The following is a 17,224-nucleotide window of genomic DNA, read 5'->3' on the forward strand; positions in this document are numbered from 1 at the left end:
GCCCTCAGCGGAGAGCACATTGACATCCTGTAAGCCGGATATGCAAAACGGCCGCGCCTTTGAAAAGGCGCGGCCGTTTTTTGTTTCAGTAGGGCAGGATCAGGGCAGAGAGGTTGGAGAAGTCGTTATTGCCCATGGTGTAGAGCCCGTCGTCGTCGGGGGCCACCAGCACCAGAATGCTCTCCACATCGCCGTAGCCCACAAGGCCCAGCCGGCTCCGGCACAACTCCACAATGCCGTTGGCCCAAGCGTTTTCATACTCGGTCTGGAGGCTCGTCTGCTCCTCCGCCGACAGATCGTCCAGGTCCACATCGGCGTACTGCTCGGTAAACTGGGTCTGGAAATCAGACAGGGCATCCTCCCGGACCTGGATGAAGAGGTCCATGGGCCGCACCGACACCTCCACGGCGTACCGGGTGTCGTCCAGGGCCACCGCCTGCCGGACGGTGTACTGGGCCTTGGCCGACACCTCGGCCAGCAGGTCCAGGGCCGACTGGCGGGTCTCCTCGGTGAGGAGGCTGTCGTTGAGGTCGAACTGGTAGGCAAAACGCCGGTACTCCTCGTTCAGGGAGGCCTCATAGGCGTCCTGGGCCTCCCCGTCGGTCAGGTCCACCAGCTCCAGAAAGGCGTTGTCCCAGGTGCCCTTGTAGGTCTCGTCCAGCACCCCCTGCACATAGGCGGTGGCGTCAAAGGCGGTCATGGTCTCCCCCTGGCAGGCGGTGAGGGACAGGCCCAGCACCAGGGCCGCCCCGGCGGCGCCCCAGCGGCGGATGGTACGCCCTCTCACCGGCACAGCTCCGCGATGGCCTGGGTGAAGATCTTGCAGGAGAGGAGGAGGTTTTTGATGCTGGCCTGCTCGTCGGCGGCGTGCATCTTGGGGTCGAAGCCGGGGAAGTCGCAGCCAAAGGCCACGCCGCCGGGGATGTCGTGGACGTAGGTGCCGCCGCCGATGGCGATGGGCTTGGGGTCCTTCACCCCGGTATAGGTGGAGTAGCAGTTCAGCAGGGTCTGCACCAGGGGGGAGCCGGCCTCCACACAGTGGACGGTGGTCATATCAGGGGAGCCGGTGACGGCGATGCCGTGGGCGGCAAAGCTGGCCTCGCAGGCCTTCTTGCAGTTCTCCTCATTGGCGCACAGGGGGAAACGCACGTCGAACTTGGCGGTGAAGCCGGTCTCGGTGAGCTTCATGATGGCCAGGTTCAGGGTGAGGGGGCCGGACTCGGCGTCCTCCTGGGCGATGCCCAGGGCCTTGCCCCGGTTATCGCCGAAGGGGAAGAGTTCATGCATGGCCTTGACGGCCTTGGTGGAGCCGCAGTCGGCCAGCTCCAGACCGGAGAGGACCTCCAGCAGGGCGGCGATGGCGTTGATGCCGTCGTCGGGAGAGGCGGCGTGGGCGTTCTTGCCGGCGCAGTGGATATGGCAGCCGCTGGCGGAGCCATTGACGGTAAAGACGGCGCCGGTACGGGCGGACACGGCGTCGCAGAGGGTCTGGACGTCGGCGGGGAAGATCCTCAGCACCATGGCCTCGGCCTCCGGGGGCACCACGTTGGTGCGGAAACCGCCGGTCATGGCAGCCACCCGGGGCAGAGCGGCGCTCTGCTCCCACTGGGCGCCGAAGTCGGGGTGATAGTGGCCCTTCTCGATGTTGATGACAGGGAAGTCGGCGTCGGGGGTGAAGGCATAGGGGGCGTAGGGCTCCTTGCTGTAATAGTAGGCGATGTCCTCAGAGCCGCTCTCCTCGTCGGTACCCAGAATCATCCGCACGTTGGCGGTGAGGGGCAGGCCCAGGTCCCGGACGGCCTTCATGGCCAGCAGGGCGCACACCACGGGGCCCTTGTCGTCGCTGACGCCCCGGCCATAGAGCATGCCGTCCTTTTCCACACAGGTGTAGGGGTCGGTGGACCAGCCGGAGCCCTCCCCCACCACGTCCAGGTGGCCCAGGATGTGCAGTCGGGTCTCCTTGTCGTTGAGGTCGGCCAGGCCCACGTAGTGGTCGTAGTCGGTGGTGGTGAAGCCCAGCTCGGCGCAGAGCTTCAGGGCCTCGTCCAGGGCGGCGGCGGGGCCGGCGCCGAAGGGCTTGCCGGGCTCGGCCTCCCCCTTCACGCTCTTCACGGCCACCAGCCGGGAGATGGCGGCCACCAGCTCCCGCTCCCGGGCGGGGTCGCTCCAATAGGCTTCGATCTTTTCCTGATACATTGCTGATCCTTCCTTTCCAGCGGAGGGACTTCCCTCCGTCTGCTGTTTCATTGAGATGCTTCTCCGTCCTTCCTGGCCAGCTCGTCCAGGTACTTGTAGACCGTGTAGCGGCTCACCCCCAGGCGGCGGGAGACAAAGGGTACGCTCTTGCGGTAGGAGAAGGCGTTTTTCTGCTCCAGCATGGCCACCAGCTTGAGCCGGTCGGCCTTGCCCAGGGCGTCCACCGGCTTGCCCAGGGCGGCCAGGCACTCGTCAAAAAGGTCGCTGAGGGCGCTGTCGCCCCCCTGCCACAAGGCCGTCTTTAGGTCGGCCTCGGCGCTCATCAGATCCACCAGGATGCGGTTGGCGTACACCAGGGAGGTGTAGTCAAAGTTGATGCCCAGGGCCAGGTTGTAGTCCTCTCCGATGAGGTGAAAGGTGGAGGACTTGATCTGGGCCCCGGAAGGGGTGGTGGCGTACAGGTTGACCTGGTCGCTGGTCCGGGCCTCCGGCTCCAGCTCCCGGTCGGTGCCCAGAATGTCCAGAGTGGACCCCACAGTGCGGCCGGAGACGTGGCCGTTATAGATACTCAGGATGGGATGGCTGGGCACTCCCATATCGTGGACCAGGGTCTCGCAGGAGGACCCGAACATCTCAGCGATGCCCCGGGCCGCCCGGTCCAAAAATTCAAAGGCTTCCTCGCGGGTCATGGCGGACTGCCCGCCCTCCTTTCCGCCCCGGCATCGGGGCACGTTCTGCACCAGACATTGGCAGACATTATTTTACCCACAGGCTGTGGAAAATGCAAGGCCTCATCCCAGGGCAAACTGGCAGAGCTTCTTTTCCTCCCCCGGACGAATCTTGATGGAGCGGATCTGGTTCCCCTCGGGAACACACAGCCGCAGCCCCGCCAGCTCCGGCGACTGCTCCAGATCCCCCACCACAAAGAGGAGGACCTGCTTGCCCTGGAAGTGCAGGGAAGAGAGGTAGTTCTTCAGTGGCCGGCCCACCTCCCCCATATAGACGCTGCCGCCGAAAACGAGCAGGTCATAGCTCTGGGGATCGTAGCTGAGTACCGGGGAGGGGTAGTTGAGGGTGACGGTGTGGCCCGCCTTGGCCAGGGCTCGGGCCAGGGCCCAGGCGATGGCGTGGTTTCTGCCCCGGTTGGAGGGCTGGTAGATGAGCAGAACCTTCCGGGCGCCGTAACCCACCTGCTTTTCCACCGGTCGCCGGACCAGATCCCGCCGTCGGGCGGTCCAGTAGAAGACGGCGGCCAGCACCAGTCCGCCGCCCAGCAGCGTTAGAAACACGATCAGCCATGGCGACATACCCACTCCTCCTTTCCCACATTTTCTTTGAAAGAGCGCGGCCCGTGACTGGGCCGCGCTCTCTGCCTTACGTCAGTTGAACTTGTAAATCCGCCGGGCCAGACGGTACAGGCTCACGGAGAGCTTGCGCCCCTGATAGCCCGGGAAATTGCTCACGGCGGAAATGGCCCGGTATTTCATCTTGTGATAAATACCCGGGTCCACCGTGCGCATGTATTCCCACAGCTCGGTCTTCTTCCCCAGGGCGGCGGGTGAGCCGTCGATGAGAAGGAAGATGGAGGAGATGGTCATCATCATGGCCAGATAGTTGAACATATACCGGCTCAGACGGCGGTGCTGGGCCGCCACCTTCCGGAGGTCGTGGGCCTCGATCATCAGCTTGGTCACCCGGACCTGCTGGTCCACCCGCTTGACCATCACCTGCTCGTTGACGCTCTGGTCGGCCCGGCCGATGAAGTAGCGGTAGAAGTCCAGGTCCATGTAGTAGAGGGTCTCCACGAAGGGAAGGGGCTGATAGACGAAGATGTTGTCCACATAGAAGGTGTGCTTGGGCAGCTCCAGGCCGCAGTCCCGCAGCAGCTGGGTGCGGTAGAACACCGAGTGCATCAACAGGTACTGGGAGGGCCGGAACCGGCCGATCTCCTCCCAGGTAAAGACCTTCTCCCGGGGGAATACATTGGCGTAGCGCATGACCTTCTGGGTGTTGTCCTCCACGTGCTCATAGACGTAGTTGCACACCAGCAGGTCCACGGGCTTCTCCATCTGGGAGAACTCCCGCAGCTTTTCAACGACCTTTTTCAGGGCGTCCACGTCGGCCCAGTCGTCGGAGTCCACCACCTTGTAGTAGAGGCCGGTGGCCCGGCGCAGGCCCTGGTTGACACCCTCGCCGTGGCCGCCGTTCTCCTGGTGGACCGCCTTGACGATGGTGGGGTACTCCGCCGCGTAACGGTCGGCGATGGCGCCTGTGTTGTCCTTGGAGCCGTCGTCGATGAGGATGATCTCCACATCCTCCCCGCCCTCCAGCAGGGTCTGGATGCAGTGTTCCATATAGGCCTCGGAATTATAGCAGGGCACCGCGAATGTCAGTAATTTCACAAAATCCGCTCCTGTCACTTCTGTAAAAGCCCGTCGCACAGCTCCAGAGCACGGAGGGCGATGGCGTCCATGTTGTAGTATTTATACTCGGCCAGCCGCCCCAGCAGGTGGAGGTCACCGCAGCCCTCGGCCAGGGCCCGGTACTGCTCATAGAGGGCGTTGTTCTCCGGGTTGATGATGGCGTAGTAGGGGGTCTCGCCCGCCGCGCCGGTATAGGCCCGGGAGTACTCCTTCATGATGGTGGTCACCCCGGGCAGCTCCTGGCCGGTGAGCTGCTTGTACTCGGTGATGCGGGTGTAGTCCTCGCTCACCGTATAGTTCACCGTGGCCGCCGGCTGGAACCGGTCCATGGCCAGGGTCTCAAAGCCGAAGTCCAGGGTACGGTAGGGCAGACGGCCGTACCGGAAGCCGAAGAGCTCGTCCACCTGACCGGTGTAGATCACCGTCCCTGTGAAGGGCTCGCCGTCCAGCTTGATGCCGCCCTCGGTGAGCGCCAGCCGGTCCCGGGCGTCCACCCCCAGCTCCACGGTGATGTTCGGGTGGTCCAGGATCTTTTGGAACATGGGGGTGTAGCCCTCCAAAGGCATGCCCTGGTAGGGGTCCTGGAAATACCGGTCGTCCCGGCTCAGCAGCACGGGCACCCGGGCGGTGGTGGCCGGGTCGATCTCCTCAGGCGTCTGTCCCCACTGCTTCATGGTGTAGTGGACAAAGACGTTTTCATACACGTAGTCGGCCACCGCCTGGATCTCCGGGTCGTCGTTCTCCCGCAGCTTCAGAATGGTGACCCGGGCGCCCTCCCCGTAGGCGGCGAGGAGCTTGTCCTCCAGCCGCTGGGCCTGCTCGGCCGGGAAGGCCATGTGGAGGGAGGTCAGGTTAAAGGGGACGGGCATGTACGTGCCGTGGACGTTGGCCAGCACCCGGTGCTGGTAGTCCCGCCACTGTGTGAACCGGCTGAGCCAGTCGTACACCCGCTTGCTGGCGGTGTGGAAGATATGGGGCCCGTACTGGTGAATGAGCACGCCGCTTTTGTCCAGGCAGTCATAGGCGTTGCCGCCCACATGGTCCCGGCGCTCCAGCACCAGCACCCGCTTTCCGCCCCGCTCGGCCAGCTCCCGGGCCGCCACGGCGCCCGCATAGCCCGCGCCGATCACCAGACAGTCAAAGGTCCGCTCCATCCGTTGTCCTCACTTTCTCCGCCTCCGCCCTTCGGCAAAAAGAGGCGTGTATTCCTGTCAATGGTCTATATTTTACCACAGGAAAGTATAAAAGGGAACGAAAAAAGTCTTAAGGTTTGATGAAAATACCGCCCCGCTCAGCGGTTGGAACTAGGCTTTCCGACGGAGTTTCGGGTCACGCCCAGGAAGCTTTCGCTGTAATGCTCCATGGCCCGCTGGATGACCTCCACGGCGGCCTTCCGGTCGCTGACGTCGCCGGCTACGGCCTCCTTCCCCTCCAGCGCCTTGTAGACCGAGAAGAAGTGGGCCATCTCGTCAAAGATGTGGGCGGGCAGCTCCCAGATGTCGTTGTAGTTGTTGTAGGTGGGGTCGGAGAAGGGGATGGCGATGATCTTCTCGTCGTTCTTCCCGCCGTCCAGCATGGAGATGAAGCCGATGGGATAGACCCGCACCAGGGTCAGGGGGTCCATGGCCTCGGAGCAGAGGACCAGCACGTCCAGCGGGTCTCCGTCGTCGCCGTAGGTGCGGGGAATGAAGCCGTAGTTGGCGGGGTAGTGGGTAGAGGTGTGGAGGACCCGGTCCAGGATGATGAGGCCGGTCTCCTTGTCCAGCTCATACTTCTTCTTGCTGCCCTTGGGAATCTCAATGACGGCCACAAAGTCCTCGGGCTTGATGCGGTCAGGGCTGATATCGTGCCAGATGTTGGACATGAGGACACGCTCCTTTTCTTTCTGAATCTCTGCCGGGCCAGGCGGCCCGGAACAGTTGTCCAGTTTATTATACCTGCTTTTCACTGGAAATACAACCGCACCCCCCACCTGTGTGAGACAGAAAAAGGTAGGCGGGCGGCGCAAAATGCGCCGCCCGCCTACCTTTGATTCTGATGGATTTACTCCTGGAGATGGATCAGGTCCAGTCCCTTTTGCAGGGTGTCCCCATCAATGGCCCCCACCGCCCTGGCCACTACGTAGCCCTCGGCATCAATGAAATAGGTGGTGGGCAGGGAGTAGGCACCGTAGGCCATGGCCGCCTCCGACCCGGTGTCAAAAAAGACCGGGAAGGAGAAGCCCTGCCCCTCCACGTACTCCTTGGCGGTGTCCACCGTCTCCCGGGCGCCGTCGGTCATGTTGACCATGAGGAACTGGACCTCACCGTCCAGCTCCTCCCAGGCCTCATTGAACTCCGGCATCTCGCTCTTGCAGGGAGAGCACCAGCTGGCCCAGAAGTTGAGCACGATGGGCTTGCCCACATAGTCGGAGAGCCTGACCTCCTCCCCGTCGGCGTCCTCCACGGTGAAGTCGGGGGCCTCTACCTTGGGGGGTTCGCTCTCCTGGGCGGGCTGGCCGCTCTGGGCGGGCGGGGTGGTGGGATCGGCCTGCACCGACAGCTGCTCCGGCTTTGCGTCGGCGCTGAGGCGGCTATATAGTACAGAGGCGCCGCCGATGAAGAGGACGAACACCAGTACCAGGATCCAGACGGAACTTTTTTTCTTCATGATGACGCATCCTCCTCAGCTTAGCACTTCCAGCAGGCGGCCCAGGGTGCCGGTGGCCATGAGCACACCGATGAGCACCAGCAGGGCGCCGCTGACCAGGTTGATGACACGGTAGTTGCGCTTGATCCAGTCAAAGGTAGACTTGAGCCTGTCGATGAGCACGGCGCTGAGCAGGAAGGGGATACCCAGGCCCAGGGAGTAGACCAGCAGCATGGCCATGCCCTCCAGCACGTGCCCCTGCTGGGAGGCCAGCAGCAGCGCCGAGCCCAGGAAGGCCCCCACACACGGGGTCCAGCCCAGAGAGAAGATGACGCCGAAGACCACTGCGGAGAAGAAGTTCATGCTCCCCGCGGCCCTGCCGTGTCCGCCGCCCTGGAAGAAGGGGAGCTTCAGGACCCCCATGTAATTGAGGCCGAACAGAATGACCACCGCGCCGGAAATCACGTTCACCGCGGTCTGGTGGCCCTTGAGGAAGCCCCCCACCGTCCCGGCCAGGGCGCCCATGGCCACAAAGACCAGAGTAAAGCCCAGCACGAAGCCGGCGGCACCGGCCAGGGTCCGGCGGGTGGTCCGCTCGCCGCCCCCGGCGAAGTAGGTGATGTAGATGGGCAGCATCGGCAGCAGGCAAGGGGAGATGAAGGTGATGATCCCTTCCAGGAAGGAGATCAGATACTGCATGTTGTCACGCTCCTTTTGTTGTCTCGCTCCCGCCCAGGCGGGATGACAGCGGGACCGGATCTGTGGTACAATGGCTTCGTCCGGCGGCGCTGTTCCCCCATTATACCGAAAGCGCTCTGCCTGTCAAGGGGCGGATTTCCCCCGTGCAGGGCCGGACGATCTCAACCGGGCGGAGGTATCGGCATGGATCTTTCCAACGTCTTTCCCTTCTGGGAGAAGCTCACAGAGGAACAGCGGCAGCGGCTCACCGGCGGGGCCGTCCTGCGGACGGTGAAGGCCGGGGCCCTGCTCCACCAGGGCGGCGACTGCCAGGGCCTGCTGGCGGTACGCACCGGCCAGCTGCGGGCCTATATCCTCTCCGACCAGGGCCGGGAGATCACCCTCTACCGTCTCTTCGAACGGGACATCTGCCTGTTCTCCGCCTCCTGCCTCTTGCGGAACATCCAGTTCGACGTCACCATCGCCGCCGAGAAGGACACCCAGCTCTGGGTGATCCCCTCCGACATCTACCAGTCTCTCATGGAGGAGTCGGCCGCCGTGGCCAACTACACCAACGACCTCATGGGCAGCCGTTTCTCCGAGGTCATGTGGCTCATGGAGCAGGTCATGTGGAAGAGCTTTGACGCCCGGCTGGCCGCCTTTCTGCTGGAGGAGAGCCTGCTGGAGGGTACGACCTCCCTCCACCTCACCCACGAGCGCATCGCCAACCACCTGGGCACCGCCCGGGAGGTGGTCACCCGGATGCTCCGCTATTTTCAGGGCGAGGGGATGGTCCGCCTCACCCGGGGCACCGTGGAGCTCACAGACCCGGAGCGCCTCCGCCGCCTGAGTCAGGCCTGAGCCGTCACACCTCCGTCTTCTCCCGGTTCCGCGCCTTGCAGATAAGCTGGGTCATGGTGCCCATGGGGCAGTAGACACACCAGGACCGGGGCTTGAAGAGGATCATGGTGAGAAAGCCCAGCACCGTGGAGGTGAGCATGACGCTGTAAAAGCCGAAGGCAAACTGGGCCACCCAGGGCGTCACACCGCCGGAATAGGCCCAGTGCCAGGGCAGCCGGAAGGTCCACAGCAGGGTGACCACCTGCCTGAGGTCCTGGGCGCCGCTGAACACCAGGAAAGTTGTCCACAGCATCTGGAAAAACATCGCGAAGAAAAAGATCAGAAAACCGTACCGGAAGGCCTTGCTTTTGAGCCACCGGGGCACGTCCTTCCGCCTGGAAAGGCCGAAGCGGCCGCCCACCAGAGCGAAGAGCTGGCCCCGGCCGCAATAGCGGTTACAGTAGCCCTTGTTCCCCCCGATGATGGCGATGAGGAGGGGGATAAAAAAGCACAGCAGTCCCAGCCATGCGAACAGGATGTTGAAAAATCCCAGAATGAGATACGTCAGGGACAGAACCCACAGATAGTCGTACCAGTGCTTTTTCATGCCCCCACCTCCCGGATCTCAATGACGGTGGCGGGGCACTCCTTGGCGCACTTGCCGCAGCCCACGCAGCGCCCCTCGTCCACCCGGGCCGCGATGCCCTTCACCACGGCGATGGCCCCAAGGGGACACACCTTGACGCAGCAGCCGCAGGCCACACAGTCCCCCGTGGACACAAAGGCCCTGCGGCGTCTTCTCTCCGTCTTTTCCATCCATAACCGCCTTTCCGCCGCCGGGCTTCCCCCGGCGGCCTAAACTGGGAATGCGCTTCGTTCTGATTGTATAGCCTATCAGGTTTTTCAATGCCTTACCGTGACATTGTCACCATGGTACAAAAGCGCGCCTCATTTTTCCGTCCAGCCGGGTGGCGGTCCCCTGCCCTATGGCGTTCTGCTGGCCGAGGATGTCGATCACAGAGGTTCTGTGCGCTCCCGCCTCTTGCCCCATAACAGGCAGTGACCTCCTTTACAAAATTTTATACATTTTTTCACAAAACCTATTGACATTTTATCGTCTGTATTGTACTATATAGCCAGAAAGGATGAGGTGAGTCCGATGTACTGATCGGTACCAGGCAAGGGTCCTTATCCCGGGTGTCAAACCTAGGTGGCGCCCACCGCGTTGAAGATTCCAGCAGAAAGAAAAAGTCCCCTACGCAGCAAGTTCCCCAACAAAGCTCACTGAAGTGAGAATGCACACGGCAAACCTCAAGCGAAATATCGCGGACGACGGAACCGAATGTGTCACAGCTTGTTCGAGTGGTAACTGCACAGCAAAGGTCTTTTTCCCGAGCGATGGATTTTGAGCGCGTTAAAAATCCGTAGAAAGTCAGAGGTACACAATTTGGTAGAAATTCAGAATCAGCTGTAGCCCCCCGGTCACGTTGGATGGCCGGGGGGTTGTGTTGTTTTCTGAGCCAACGTATCTCCCACGATAGACAAAAAGTGCCCGGACCGCTCAAATCGGTCCGGGCACTTTGCTTTTCCACAGTTTGGGCATCACTGCCTCAAGGCCTCACGCAGCTGCTGCCGCTCCCCATTTAGAAGCTCATACATCTCTCCGGTGATGACGCTCCCCACTTCGCCCGCCATGGTGCGGATGCCTCGGTCCAGCGCATCCTCGTAGCCCTGGTAGTAGTGGAGATAGTGCTGGAGCCGCAGGGCGGTATGCACCAGCATGGCGCTCAGCGGCGCGTCGCCCTCCGTATCCTGAGGCCAGCCGGACCCATCGGCGTTCCTGTGGTGCCAGAGCGCGATCTCCGCCCCATATCGGAGCAGGGGCACGTCCTCCTCCGCCGTGAGGAGCTCATGGCCCAGGGCAGTGTGGCGGGGGTCCCCCTCCTCCTGAGGGCTCTCCGGATCGGGCAAGCCCAGCATGCCAATGTCGCAGAAGGGCGCCGCCATGCCGATGAGAGCGGCGTCAAAAGTGGTCAAGGGCCCCTCCGGGTGTGCCTCGGCATATGCCTTGGCCAGGCAGGCGGTGAGCGCCCCCAGCTGACGGCAGCGCGCCGGGTCCAGAACGGGGCGGAATCGGCAGAACCGCTCCAGTTTCCCGAACCAACGCCGGGCCAACACCTCCGACTCCTCCAAGGTCAGGTCAGAGACCAGGAGGCCCCGTCCGGGTACCTCGGCCGGTCGTGAGTTCTCCTCCTCCTTGGGATGGTCCAGAATGGTGGACCTGGGCGGCCAGGATTTCCGCACCACATCGCATACTCGCTCCTGGACCGTGTGGGGGTCCACCGGCTTTACCAGAAAGTCCGCCGCCCCCCGCTCCACACTGGAACGCACATCCTTTTCATTGGCGTCAGTGGTGATGAGGATCACCGGCAATTCTGACGTGTCCCGGTCCAGCTGGAGCTGGTGGAGGACGGCGAAGCCGGCTCCCCGCCGGCCCAGGCAAATGTCCAGCAGCACGGCACAGATGCGGTCCCGGTCGTGTTTGAGGTATGTAAGCCCCCGGTGAGCATCCAGCACGCACTCCACCCGAAAGTGGTGCTTGAAGATCTCATTTAAAATGGCCAGATCCAGCTCAGAGTCATCGATCACCAGCAGTGTGTCCCGTATCATGCCCGGGCCCCCTCTCCAAAATATCCTTCAATCAGCGCCGCGACGTGCTCGCTCTCCCGCTTGGCCTCCCAGGTGAGCGCGGTCAGCTTGTTCCTGTGCTGGAACCGGGACGCCCGGAACTCCACCAGGATGGCCTGGGCACAGTCGTGGATGGGCGTGAGGCCCAGGTTGCCCGTCAGGCCCTTCAGGTTGTGGACGCCGAGATAGAACGCCTCCTCGTCCTCCTCCCCAAGCGCCCGGAGGATGTCCTCAAAATGCAGCTGTCCCGGCAGCTTTGCCAGGAAGGAGAGGTACAGCTCCTCATTGCCCATGAAACGGTCCAGCGCCTGCCGGACCTGGATGCCGGATGCCTCCAGCAGCTCCAGAAATGTCTGTTTTTCCATCGTGGTCTCCTTATTTTTTCATGGCACAGCGGGACAGCGGTATGTAGCGCAGGCCGCCCTCGTCCTGCCGGGACTCCATCAGGAGCACTTCCTCTGCCCGCCAGACGTTTGTGGGGCAGGCGGCGGCCCAGGCCGTGAGATCGGCGCCGGGCAGCGGCCGCAGGTCACGCCCCAGGGTGAGATGGGGCCGGAAGGACTTGGTGTCATCCAGCCACACCCCCTCCTCCCCCAGCGCCCGGACCAGCCGACGGCGGAGCGCCCGGAGGGGTGGACACTCCTCCACCCCCATCCACCAGAGGTCTCCCTTTTTGCCGGAAAACCGGCCGGGACGGGTGATGCGGAGGGAAAACGGTGCGCCGGCAGCACGCTCCATGGCCCGCTCCGCTTTAGCACGGCGGTCGGTCTCCCCAAGAAAGGCCAGGGTGAGGTGGATGTTCTCCCAGGGAACCATCCTGCCCCTCTGACAGAGGGCACGCAACCCCCTCCCCTGCCGTTCCAGGTCCCGCCGGAGTTCCTCCGGCGGCACCAGCGCCACAAACAGACGCACGTTCTCTCCCTCCCACACGCTGCGGCGTTCAGCTCTCCATGTGCCGGCCCAGAAAAGCCGCCACCATCTGCACCAGCTTGTACTCCGCCTCTCCGGCTTCGCTCCCCTCCTGGGAGACAAAGAGCACGCTGCCCAGCACGTCCCCCTCGGACAGGATGGGTGCCGCGGCGTCCAGACGGTACTTGTCGTTCTCCTCGCAGACCGGCAGCGGGTTCTCTCCGTTCTGGTGCTGATAGATCTGGCGGCCTTCCATGATATTTTCCAGCTCGGCGGAGATCCGCTTGTCGGTGAGCTCCCGCCGGGCGGCTCCCGCCACGGCGATGCAGGTGTCCCGGTCCGTGATGACCGCCACCCGGCCCGTGGTCTTGTTCAGGCTCTCGCACAGCTGGAGCGCGAAATCACTCAGTCCCCCCATCAGGGAATACTTTTTGAAAATGACGCCGCCGTCCTTGTCCGTGTAGATCTCCAGCGGGTCACCTTCCCGAATTCTCATTGTGCGGCGGATCTCTTTGGGAATGACGACCCGGCCAAGATCATCGATGCGGCGTACAATGCCAGTTGCTTTCATCTATCTTTCTCCTCCCGCGGTGATATTTGGTCACGGACCTTAGTATCCGCAGGATTCTTTTGCCTATACAGGGAGGAGGACTGGAATGACTTGGAATGGATTATGCCAAGTCCGCCAGAGTGAGGCTCACCGGACAGTGGTCGCTGCCCATTATATCGCTGTGGATCTCTGCGGCTTCGATGCGCTCCCGCAGCCGGTCGGAGACCAGGAAGTAGTCGATGCGCCAGCCGGCGTTCTTCTCCCTGGCCTTGAAACGGTAGCTCCACCAGGAGTAGGCGCCGGTGAGATCGGGGTTGAGGTAGCGGAAGGTGTCGGTAAAACCGGCGGCGAGCAGCTCCGTCATCTTGGCGCGCTCCTCGTCGGAGAAGCCTGCGTTCCCCCGGTTGGTTTTTGGATTTTTCAGGTCGATCTCCTCATGGGCCACATTCAGGTCCCCACAGACCACCACCGGCTTTTTCCCGTCCAGACCCTTCAGATAAGCCCGGAAGGCGTCCTCCCACTCCATGCGGTAAGGCAGCCGGGCCAGGCCGTCCTTGGAGTTAGGGGTGTACACCGTCACCAGGTAGAGTTCGGGGAACTCCAGGGTAATAGCCCGGCCCTCGCCCACGTGGGCGGGGTCGCCGATGTCGTAGGTCACCGCCAGAGGCTCCTTCCGGGTAAAGACGGCGGTACCGGAATAGCCCTTCTTCTCCGCCGAGTTCCAGAACTGGAGATAGCCCGGCGTCTCGATCTCTGCCTGACCGGGCTGCATCTTGGTCTCCTGAAGGCAGAAAACGTCGGCATCAGATGCCTGAAAATAGTCGTAAAATCCCTTCTGCACACAGGCCCGCAGGCCGTTGACGTTCCATGAGATGAATTTCATGCTGTTGTTCCTCCTGTGATCCCGGCGCGTAAGCGCGCCGGACTACACCCACCATTGTACAGGATGTCCCTCCAGAATACCAGAGCCAGACCGCGATTTTACAAATTCCCGGTGGCAGCCCCGCCCGGACATGGTACAATAGGGGGGCAAGGGAGGAATGGCATTGCTGCGGTTATTTTTCACACAGGCTGTGGATGCCCAGGCTCTGCTCCGGCAGGCCGCCGGGCTGGTTTGGGCTATGAAGGAGCTGCCGGATCTGGACCGTGCCCCCGGCGGTAAGCCTTTTTTCCACAGTATACCCCAATACCGATTCAATCTGAGCCACAGCGGCCCCTACGCCCTGTGCGCCCTCAGCGACGGAGAGGTGGGCGCCGACATTGAGGTGGTCCGGCCCCGCCGCCCCTTTCTCCCCAAAAAGGTCCTATCCGAGCCGGAGTTTGCCTGGTTTCAGGACCGTGGAAACCGCTGGGAAGATTTCTACACCCTGTGGACATTAAAGGAGGCCCGGGTGAAGTACACCGGTACCGGCCTCACCCGTCCGCCCCGGGATATCGCCGTCCCCCTTCTGGACCCCGGACAGCACGCCCGGCTGGATGGCCTCACCTTCACCGCCTACGCCGGTGAGGGCTGGCGGGCCGCCCTCTGCGCCATGGAAACAGGCCCTCTTATAGAATGTATCGGTGATTCTTAAGCTAGTTTTAAGAACTGGAACAGGTTTTTCTAAAAGTTCTCTCTGTATACTGTTCTCATCAAGAGAAGGAGGAACAGCCATGAAGATCCTGATCCTTACCGGAAAATTCGGTATGGGGCACTACTCCGCCTCCCAGTCGCTGCGCCTCCAGCTGCTGGGCGCCTTCCCCGGCTCCCAGGTGGAGGTGGTGGACCTGCCCGCCTACGCCATTCCCGACGCCTCTGAGGCCATCTACAAGGCCTTCTCCCTGCTGGTGACCAGAGGGAGCGGTCTCTACAATATTTACTACAAGGCCACGGAAAACGCCACCCTGAAGGCCCGGCCCCTGCTGGCCGACCTCTTCCAGGACAAGCTGGGTGAGCTGCTGTGGGAGGAGCGGCCCGACGCCGTCATCGCCACCCACCCCTTCTGCGCCCGGCTGGTGGCCGACTACAAGGAGGAGGTCGCCTCCGACCTCCCCCTGGTGACCTGCATCACCGACCTCTCCTCCCACTCCGAGTGGCTCAACGACGCCACCGACTGCTACCTGGTGGGCTCCCGGGACATCCGGGACCGGCTGGTGGCCAAGGGGGTGGAGCCCGGGCGCATCCTGGTCACCGGCATCCCCGTGAAGCCGGAGTTCAAACGCCCCGCCCGGCGGGGGCACCGGGGTCTGGGGGAACGACACCTCCTCATCATGGGGGGTGGCCTGGGTCTGCTGCCCAAAAAGGACAAGTTCTACGAGGAATTGAACGCCATGCCCGGCGTGCGCACCACCATCATCACCGGCGGCAACCAGAAGCTCTACGATCGCCTCCACGGCCGCTACGAGAATATTGAAGTAGTGGGCTTCACCGACCGGGTGTACGACTACATGGCCCAGGCCGACCTGATGCTCTCCAAGCCCGGCGGTATTACCCTCTTCGAGACCATTTTCTCTGAGCTGCCCATTCTGGCCTGGGAGCCCTTCCTCCAGCAGGAGCGGGAGAACGCCCGGTTCCTTATCCGCCACCAGATCGGCCGCATCGCTCCCAAGGAGCCCGAGGCCTGCCTGGAGGCCATCGCCCGGCTGCTCACCGACGACATCGCCCTGGCCCGGATGGGGCAGAACATGCGCCGCCTGAAGGGCCAGCTGGAAGCCCAGAGCCTGGAGCGGCTGATGGCCGCCCTCACCGTGGGCGCCGGAAAGGAGGCCCTCTGATGGACCGCAAGCGCATCCTCAGCTTCTCTCTCCTGGCCGCCCTCATCGGCGGCACCCTCTTCTTCCTGCTCAGGCAGCAGCCCCTCTCCACCCTGCTCCAGGTCCTCCGCTCGGTGAGGCCGGGATATGTGCTCCTGGGCCTGGGGCTCATGTTCTGCTTCGTGGGCTGTGAGGCCCTGTGCACCAAGCTCATCCTGGGCCGCCTGGGACACGCCATGCCCTACCGGAAATGCCTAGGCTACTCCTTCGCCGGCTTCTATGTGAGCTCTATCACCCCCTCCTCCACCGGCGGACAGCCCGCCCAGATTTTCTACATGTCCAAGGACGGCATCCCCGCCGCCCACGGCTCCCTCAACATGATGGTCATTGCCGTCTGCTACCAGACCGTCACCTTCCTCTACGCCGCCCTCTCCTTCTTCCTCCTGCCCCAGGTCCGCGCCGGACTGGGCGGCGGATTGGGGCTGCTGCTCCTCTACGGCGGCGTGGTGATGATCGTTCTCACCGCCGGCATGCTCTCCATGATGTTCCTCCCCAACGCCGCCCGCCGTCTCACCGGCGGCCTGGTGACGCTGGGCGTCCGGGTGGGCCTGGTGAAGCATGAGGACAAGGTCCGCTCCGGTCTGGAACGCCAGATGAAGGCCTACCGGGAAGGGGCCGACTGCCTCCGGGCCAACCTGAGCCTGGTGCCCGTCCTCCTGGGCCTCACCTTCCTCCAGCTCACCGCTCTCTACGCCGTGCCCTTTGCCGTGTACCTGGGCTTCGGCCTCAGCGGCGCCTCCCTCTTCCAGATGGTGGGGACCCAGGCCCTGGTCTCCCTGGCCGTGGGCTCCCTCCCCCTGCCCGGCGCCGTGGGCGCCGCTGAGGGGGTGGCCCTCCATGCCTTCACTCTCTTCTTCGGCGCCGGTCTGGTGGCCCCCGCCGTCATGGTGGCCCGGGGCATCAGCTTTTACAGCTTCCTCCTCATCAGCGGTCTCATCACCCTGTGCGTCCACCTGAGCGTCCGCCGCCGGGCCCTGGCCCGGGACCCTAAGACGCCCGCTGTCGTCCCGCCGGTCCGGATGGCTAAGGTGGGGCGAAAGACCGCGCTGGGCTAAGCAGAACGAAAAGATCCCGTTTTCCGGCTGGAAAACGGGATCTTTTTCATTTTTAGTTTTTAGCGGCGGTGAGCTCCTCCACCAGCTCCACGGCGGTGAGGACCATGCGGTCGCAGTGGGCGCCGCGCTCCTCCCCCCGCTCCTTGGCGTTCTGGAGGAGCTGGGCGCAGTCCAGGGCGCCCGTCCGCTCCTTGAAGAGGCGCTGGAACTCGGCGGCGGTGTGGTTGTCCGCCCCCCGGAGCCCCAGGGCCATGAGGCCACCGGTCACCGCCCCACACACAGAGCCCCGACGCATCCCGCTGCCGAACTGGGCCGCCACCTGATACATGGTCTGGCGGTCCAGACCCAGCTCCTCGGCGAAGGGAATGAGGGTGGCCTGGGCACAGTTGTAATGGGGCTCCGGGGTGTGGTGGAGCTCCTCTGCCCGTTTCTTCAAATCCATTGTTGTTCTCTCCATTCTATCT

General features: G+C 63.1%; 21 protein-coding genes. 4 read left to right on the plus strand and 17 right to left on the minus strand.

What is annotated here, in order from left to right; genetic code table 11:
* Positions 1-85: 85 nt before the first annotated feature.
* From Q0K15_RS01570 to Q0K15_RS01610, 9 genes are all read right to left on the minus strand, one after another.
* Positions 86-787, minus strand: a complete 702-nt coding sequence (locus Q0K15_RS01570) for a hypothetical protein (protein WP_294511097.1) — start codon at positions 785-787, stop codon at positions 86-88.
* Positions 784-2,196, minus strand: a complete 1,413-nt coding sequence (locus Q0K15_RS01575; protein ID WP_294511101.1) for a M20 family metallopeptidase — start codon at positions 2,194-2,196, stop codon at positions 784-786. Before Q0K15_RS01575 ends, Q0K15_RS01570 begins: the two co-directional genes overlap by 4 nt.
* A gap of 47 nt (positions 2,197-2,243) precedes the next feature.
* On the minus strand, positions 2,244-2,885 hold the full coding sequence (locus Q0K15_RS01580) for a helix-turn-helix transcriptional regulator (protein WP_294511104.1): 642 nt from the start codon (positions 2,883-2,885) through the stop codon (positions 2,244-2,246).
* A 102-nt stretch (positions 2,886-2,987) separates the two neighbouring features.
* Positions 2,988-3,503: a flavodoxin domain-containing protein gene (locus tag Q0K15_RS01585; protein ID WP_294511107.1), complete on the minus strand. Its 516-nt coding sequence runs from the start codon at positions 3,501-3,503 to the stop codon at positions 2,988-2,990.
* 72 nt (positions 3,504-3,575) lie between these two features.
* The gene (locus Q0K15_RS01590; RefSeq protein WP_294511111.1) at positions 3,576-4,598 is read right to left on the minus strand and encodes a glycosyltransferase family 2 protein; all 1,023 of its coding nucleotides are present in this window, start codon (positions 4,596-4,598) and stop codon (positions 3,576-3,578) included.
* A gap of 14 nt (positions 4,599-4,612) precedes the next feature.
* Positions 4,613-5,773 carry a UDP-galactopyranose mutase gene (gene glf, locus Q0K15_RS01595; RefSeq protein WP_294511114.1) on the minus strand — a complete coding sequence of 387 codons (1,161 nt, stop codon included), beginning with the start codon at positions 5,771-5,773 and terminating at the stop codon, positions 4,613-4,615.
* 137 nt (positions 5,774-5,910) lie between these two features.
* A complete protein-coding gene (locus tag Q0K15_RS01600; RefSeq protein ID WP_294511118.1) occupies positions 5,911-6,483 on the minus strand; it encodes an inorganic diphosphatase in 573 nt (190 codons plus the stop codon).
* A 179-nt stretch (positions 6,484-6,662) separates the two neighbouring features.
* Positions 6,663-7,268: a TlpA disulfide reductase family protein gene (locus tag Q0K15_RS01605; RefSeq protein WP_294511121.1), complete on the minus strand. Its 606-nt coding sequence runs from the start codon at positions 7,266-7,268 to the stop codon at positions 6,663-6,665.
* 15 nt (positions 7,269-7,283) lie between these two features.
* A complete protein-coding gene (locus Q0K15_RS01610; RefSeq protein WP_294511124.1) occupies positions 7,284-7,946 on the minus strand; it encodes a cytochrome c biogenesis protein CcdA in 663 nt (220 codons plus the stop codon).
* Positions 7,947-8,129: 183 nt separating this feature from the next.
* Between Q0K15_RS01610 and Q0K15_RS01615 the strand changes: the two genes are divergently transcribed.
* Entirely contained in the window at positions 8,130-8,786 is a 657-nt protein-coding gene (locus tag Q0K15_RS01615; RefSeq protein ID WP_294511127.1) for a Crp/Fnr family transcriptional regulator, read from the plus strand.
* 4 nt (positions 8,787-8,790) lie between these two features.
* On the opposite strand, the gene Q0K15_RS01620 is transcribed toward Q0K15_RS01615, so the two are convergent.
* The 7 genes from Q0K15_RS01620 to Q0K15_RS01650 all read right to left on the minus strand — a co-directional run bounded on the left by Q0K15_RS01620 (position 8,791) and on the right by Q0K15_RS01650 (position 13,795).
* Positions 8,791-9,372, minus strand: a complete 582-nt coding sequence (locus Q0K15_RS01620; protein WP_294511130.1) for a 4Fe-4S binding protein — start codon at positions 9,370-9,372, stop codon at positions 8,791-8,793.
* Entirely contained in the window at positions 9,369-9,581 is a 213-nt protein-coding gene (locus Q0K15_RS01625) for a 4Fe-4S binding protein (RefSeq protein WP_294511133.1), read from the minus strand. The genes Q0K15_RS01620 and Q0K15_RS01625 overlap by 4 nt, the downstream gene beginning before the upstream one ends.
* A 786-nt stretch (positions 9,582-10,367) precedes the next feature.
* Positions 10,368-11,435 carry a response regulator gene (locus tag Q0K15_RS01630; protein ID WP_294511136.1) on the minus strand — a complete coding sequence of 356 codons (1,068 nt, stop codon included), beginning with the start codon at positions 11,433-11,435 and terminating at the stop codon, positions 10,368-10,370.
* Complete coding sequence (locus Q0K15_RS01635; protein ID WP_294511139.1) at positions 11,432-11,818, minus strand: Hpt domain-containing protein; 387 nt, start codon at positions 11,816-11,818, stop codon at positions 11,432-11,434. The genes Q0K15_RS01630 and Q0K15_RS01635 overlap by 4 nt, the downstream gene beginning before the upstream one ends.
* A 10-nt stretch (positions 11,819-11,828) precedes the next feature.
* Positions 11,829-12,365, minus strand: a complete 537-nt coding sequence (thpR, locus tag Q0K15_RS01640) for an RNA 2',3'-cyclic phosphodiesterase (RefSeq protein WP_294511142.1) — start codon at positions 12,363-12,365, stop codon at positions 11,829-11,831.
* A 28-nt stretch (positions 12,366-12,393) separates the two neighbouring features.
* Positions 12,394-12,933, minus strand: a complete 540-nt coding sequence (locus tag Q0K15_RS01645; protein ID WP_294511145.1) for a stage V sporulation T C-terminal domain-containing protein — start codon at positions 12,931-12,933, stop codon at positions 12,394-12,396.
* Between the two features lie 100 nt (positions 12,934-13,033).
* Complete coding sequence (locus Q0K15_RS01650) at positions 13,034-13,795, minus strand: exodeoxyribonuclease III (RefSeq protein WP_294511148.1); 762 nt, start codon at positions 13,793-13,795, stop codon at positions 13,034-13,036.
* A 163-nt stretch (positions 13,796-13,958) separates the two neighbouring features.
* Here Q0K15_RS01650 and Q0K15_RS01655 point away from each other — a divergent pair, with 163 nt between their 5' ends.
* From Q0K15_RS01655 to Q0K15_RS01665, 3 genes are all read left to right on the plus strand, one after another.
* On the plus strand, positions 13,959-14,486 hold the full coding sequence (locus Q0K15_RS01655) for a 4'-phosphopantetheinyl transferase superfamily protein (RefSeq protein WP_294511152.1): 528 nt from the start codon (positions 13,959-13,961) through the stop codon (positions 14,484-14,486).
* Between the two features lie 79 nt (positions 14,487-14,565).
* Positions 14,566-15,666 carry a glycosyltransferase gene (locus Q0K15_RS01660; protein ID WP_294511154.1) on the plus strand — a complete coding sequence of 367 codons (1,101 nt, stop codon included), beginning with the start codon at positions 14,566-14,568 and terminating at the stop codon, positions 15,664-15,666.
* Positions 15,666-16,760: a lysylphosphatidylglycerol synthase transmembrane domain-containing protein gene (locus Q0K15_RS01665; RefSeq protein WP_294511157.1), complete on the plus strand. Its 1,095-nt coding sequence runs from the start codon at positions 15,666-15,668 to the stop codon at positions 16,758-16,760. Before Q0K15_RS01660 ends, Q0K15_RS01665 begins: the two co-directional genes overlap by 1 nt.
* A gap of 52 nt (positions 16,761-16,812) precedes the next feature.
* Here Q0K15_RS01665 and Q0K15_RS01670 read toward each other — a convergent pair whose 3' ends face one another.
* Positions 16,813-17,202, minus strand: coding sequence for a C-GCAxxG-C-C family protein (locus tag Q0K15_RS01670; RefSeq protein WP_294511160.1), 390 nt, complete (start codon positions 17,200-17,202; stop codon positions 16,813-16,815).
* Positions 17,203-17,224 lie beyond the last annotated feature (22 nt).

This window comes from uncultured Intestinimonas sp., from assembly GCF_944387245.1.
GTDB lineage: Bacteria > Bacillota > Clostridia > Oscillospirales > Oscillospiraceae > Intestinimonas.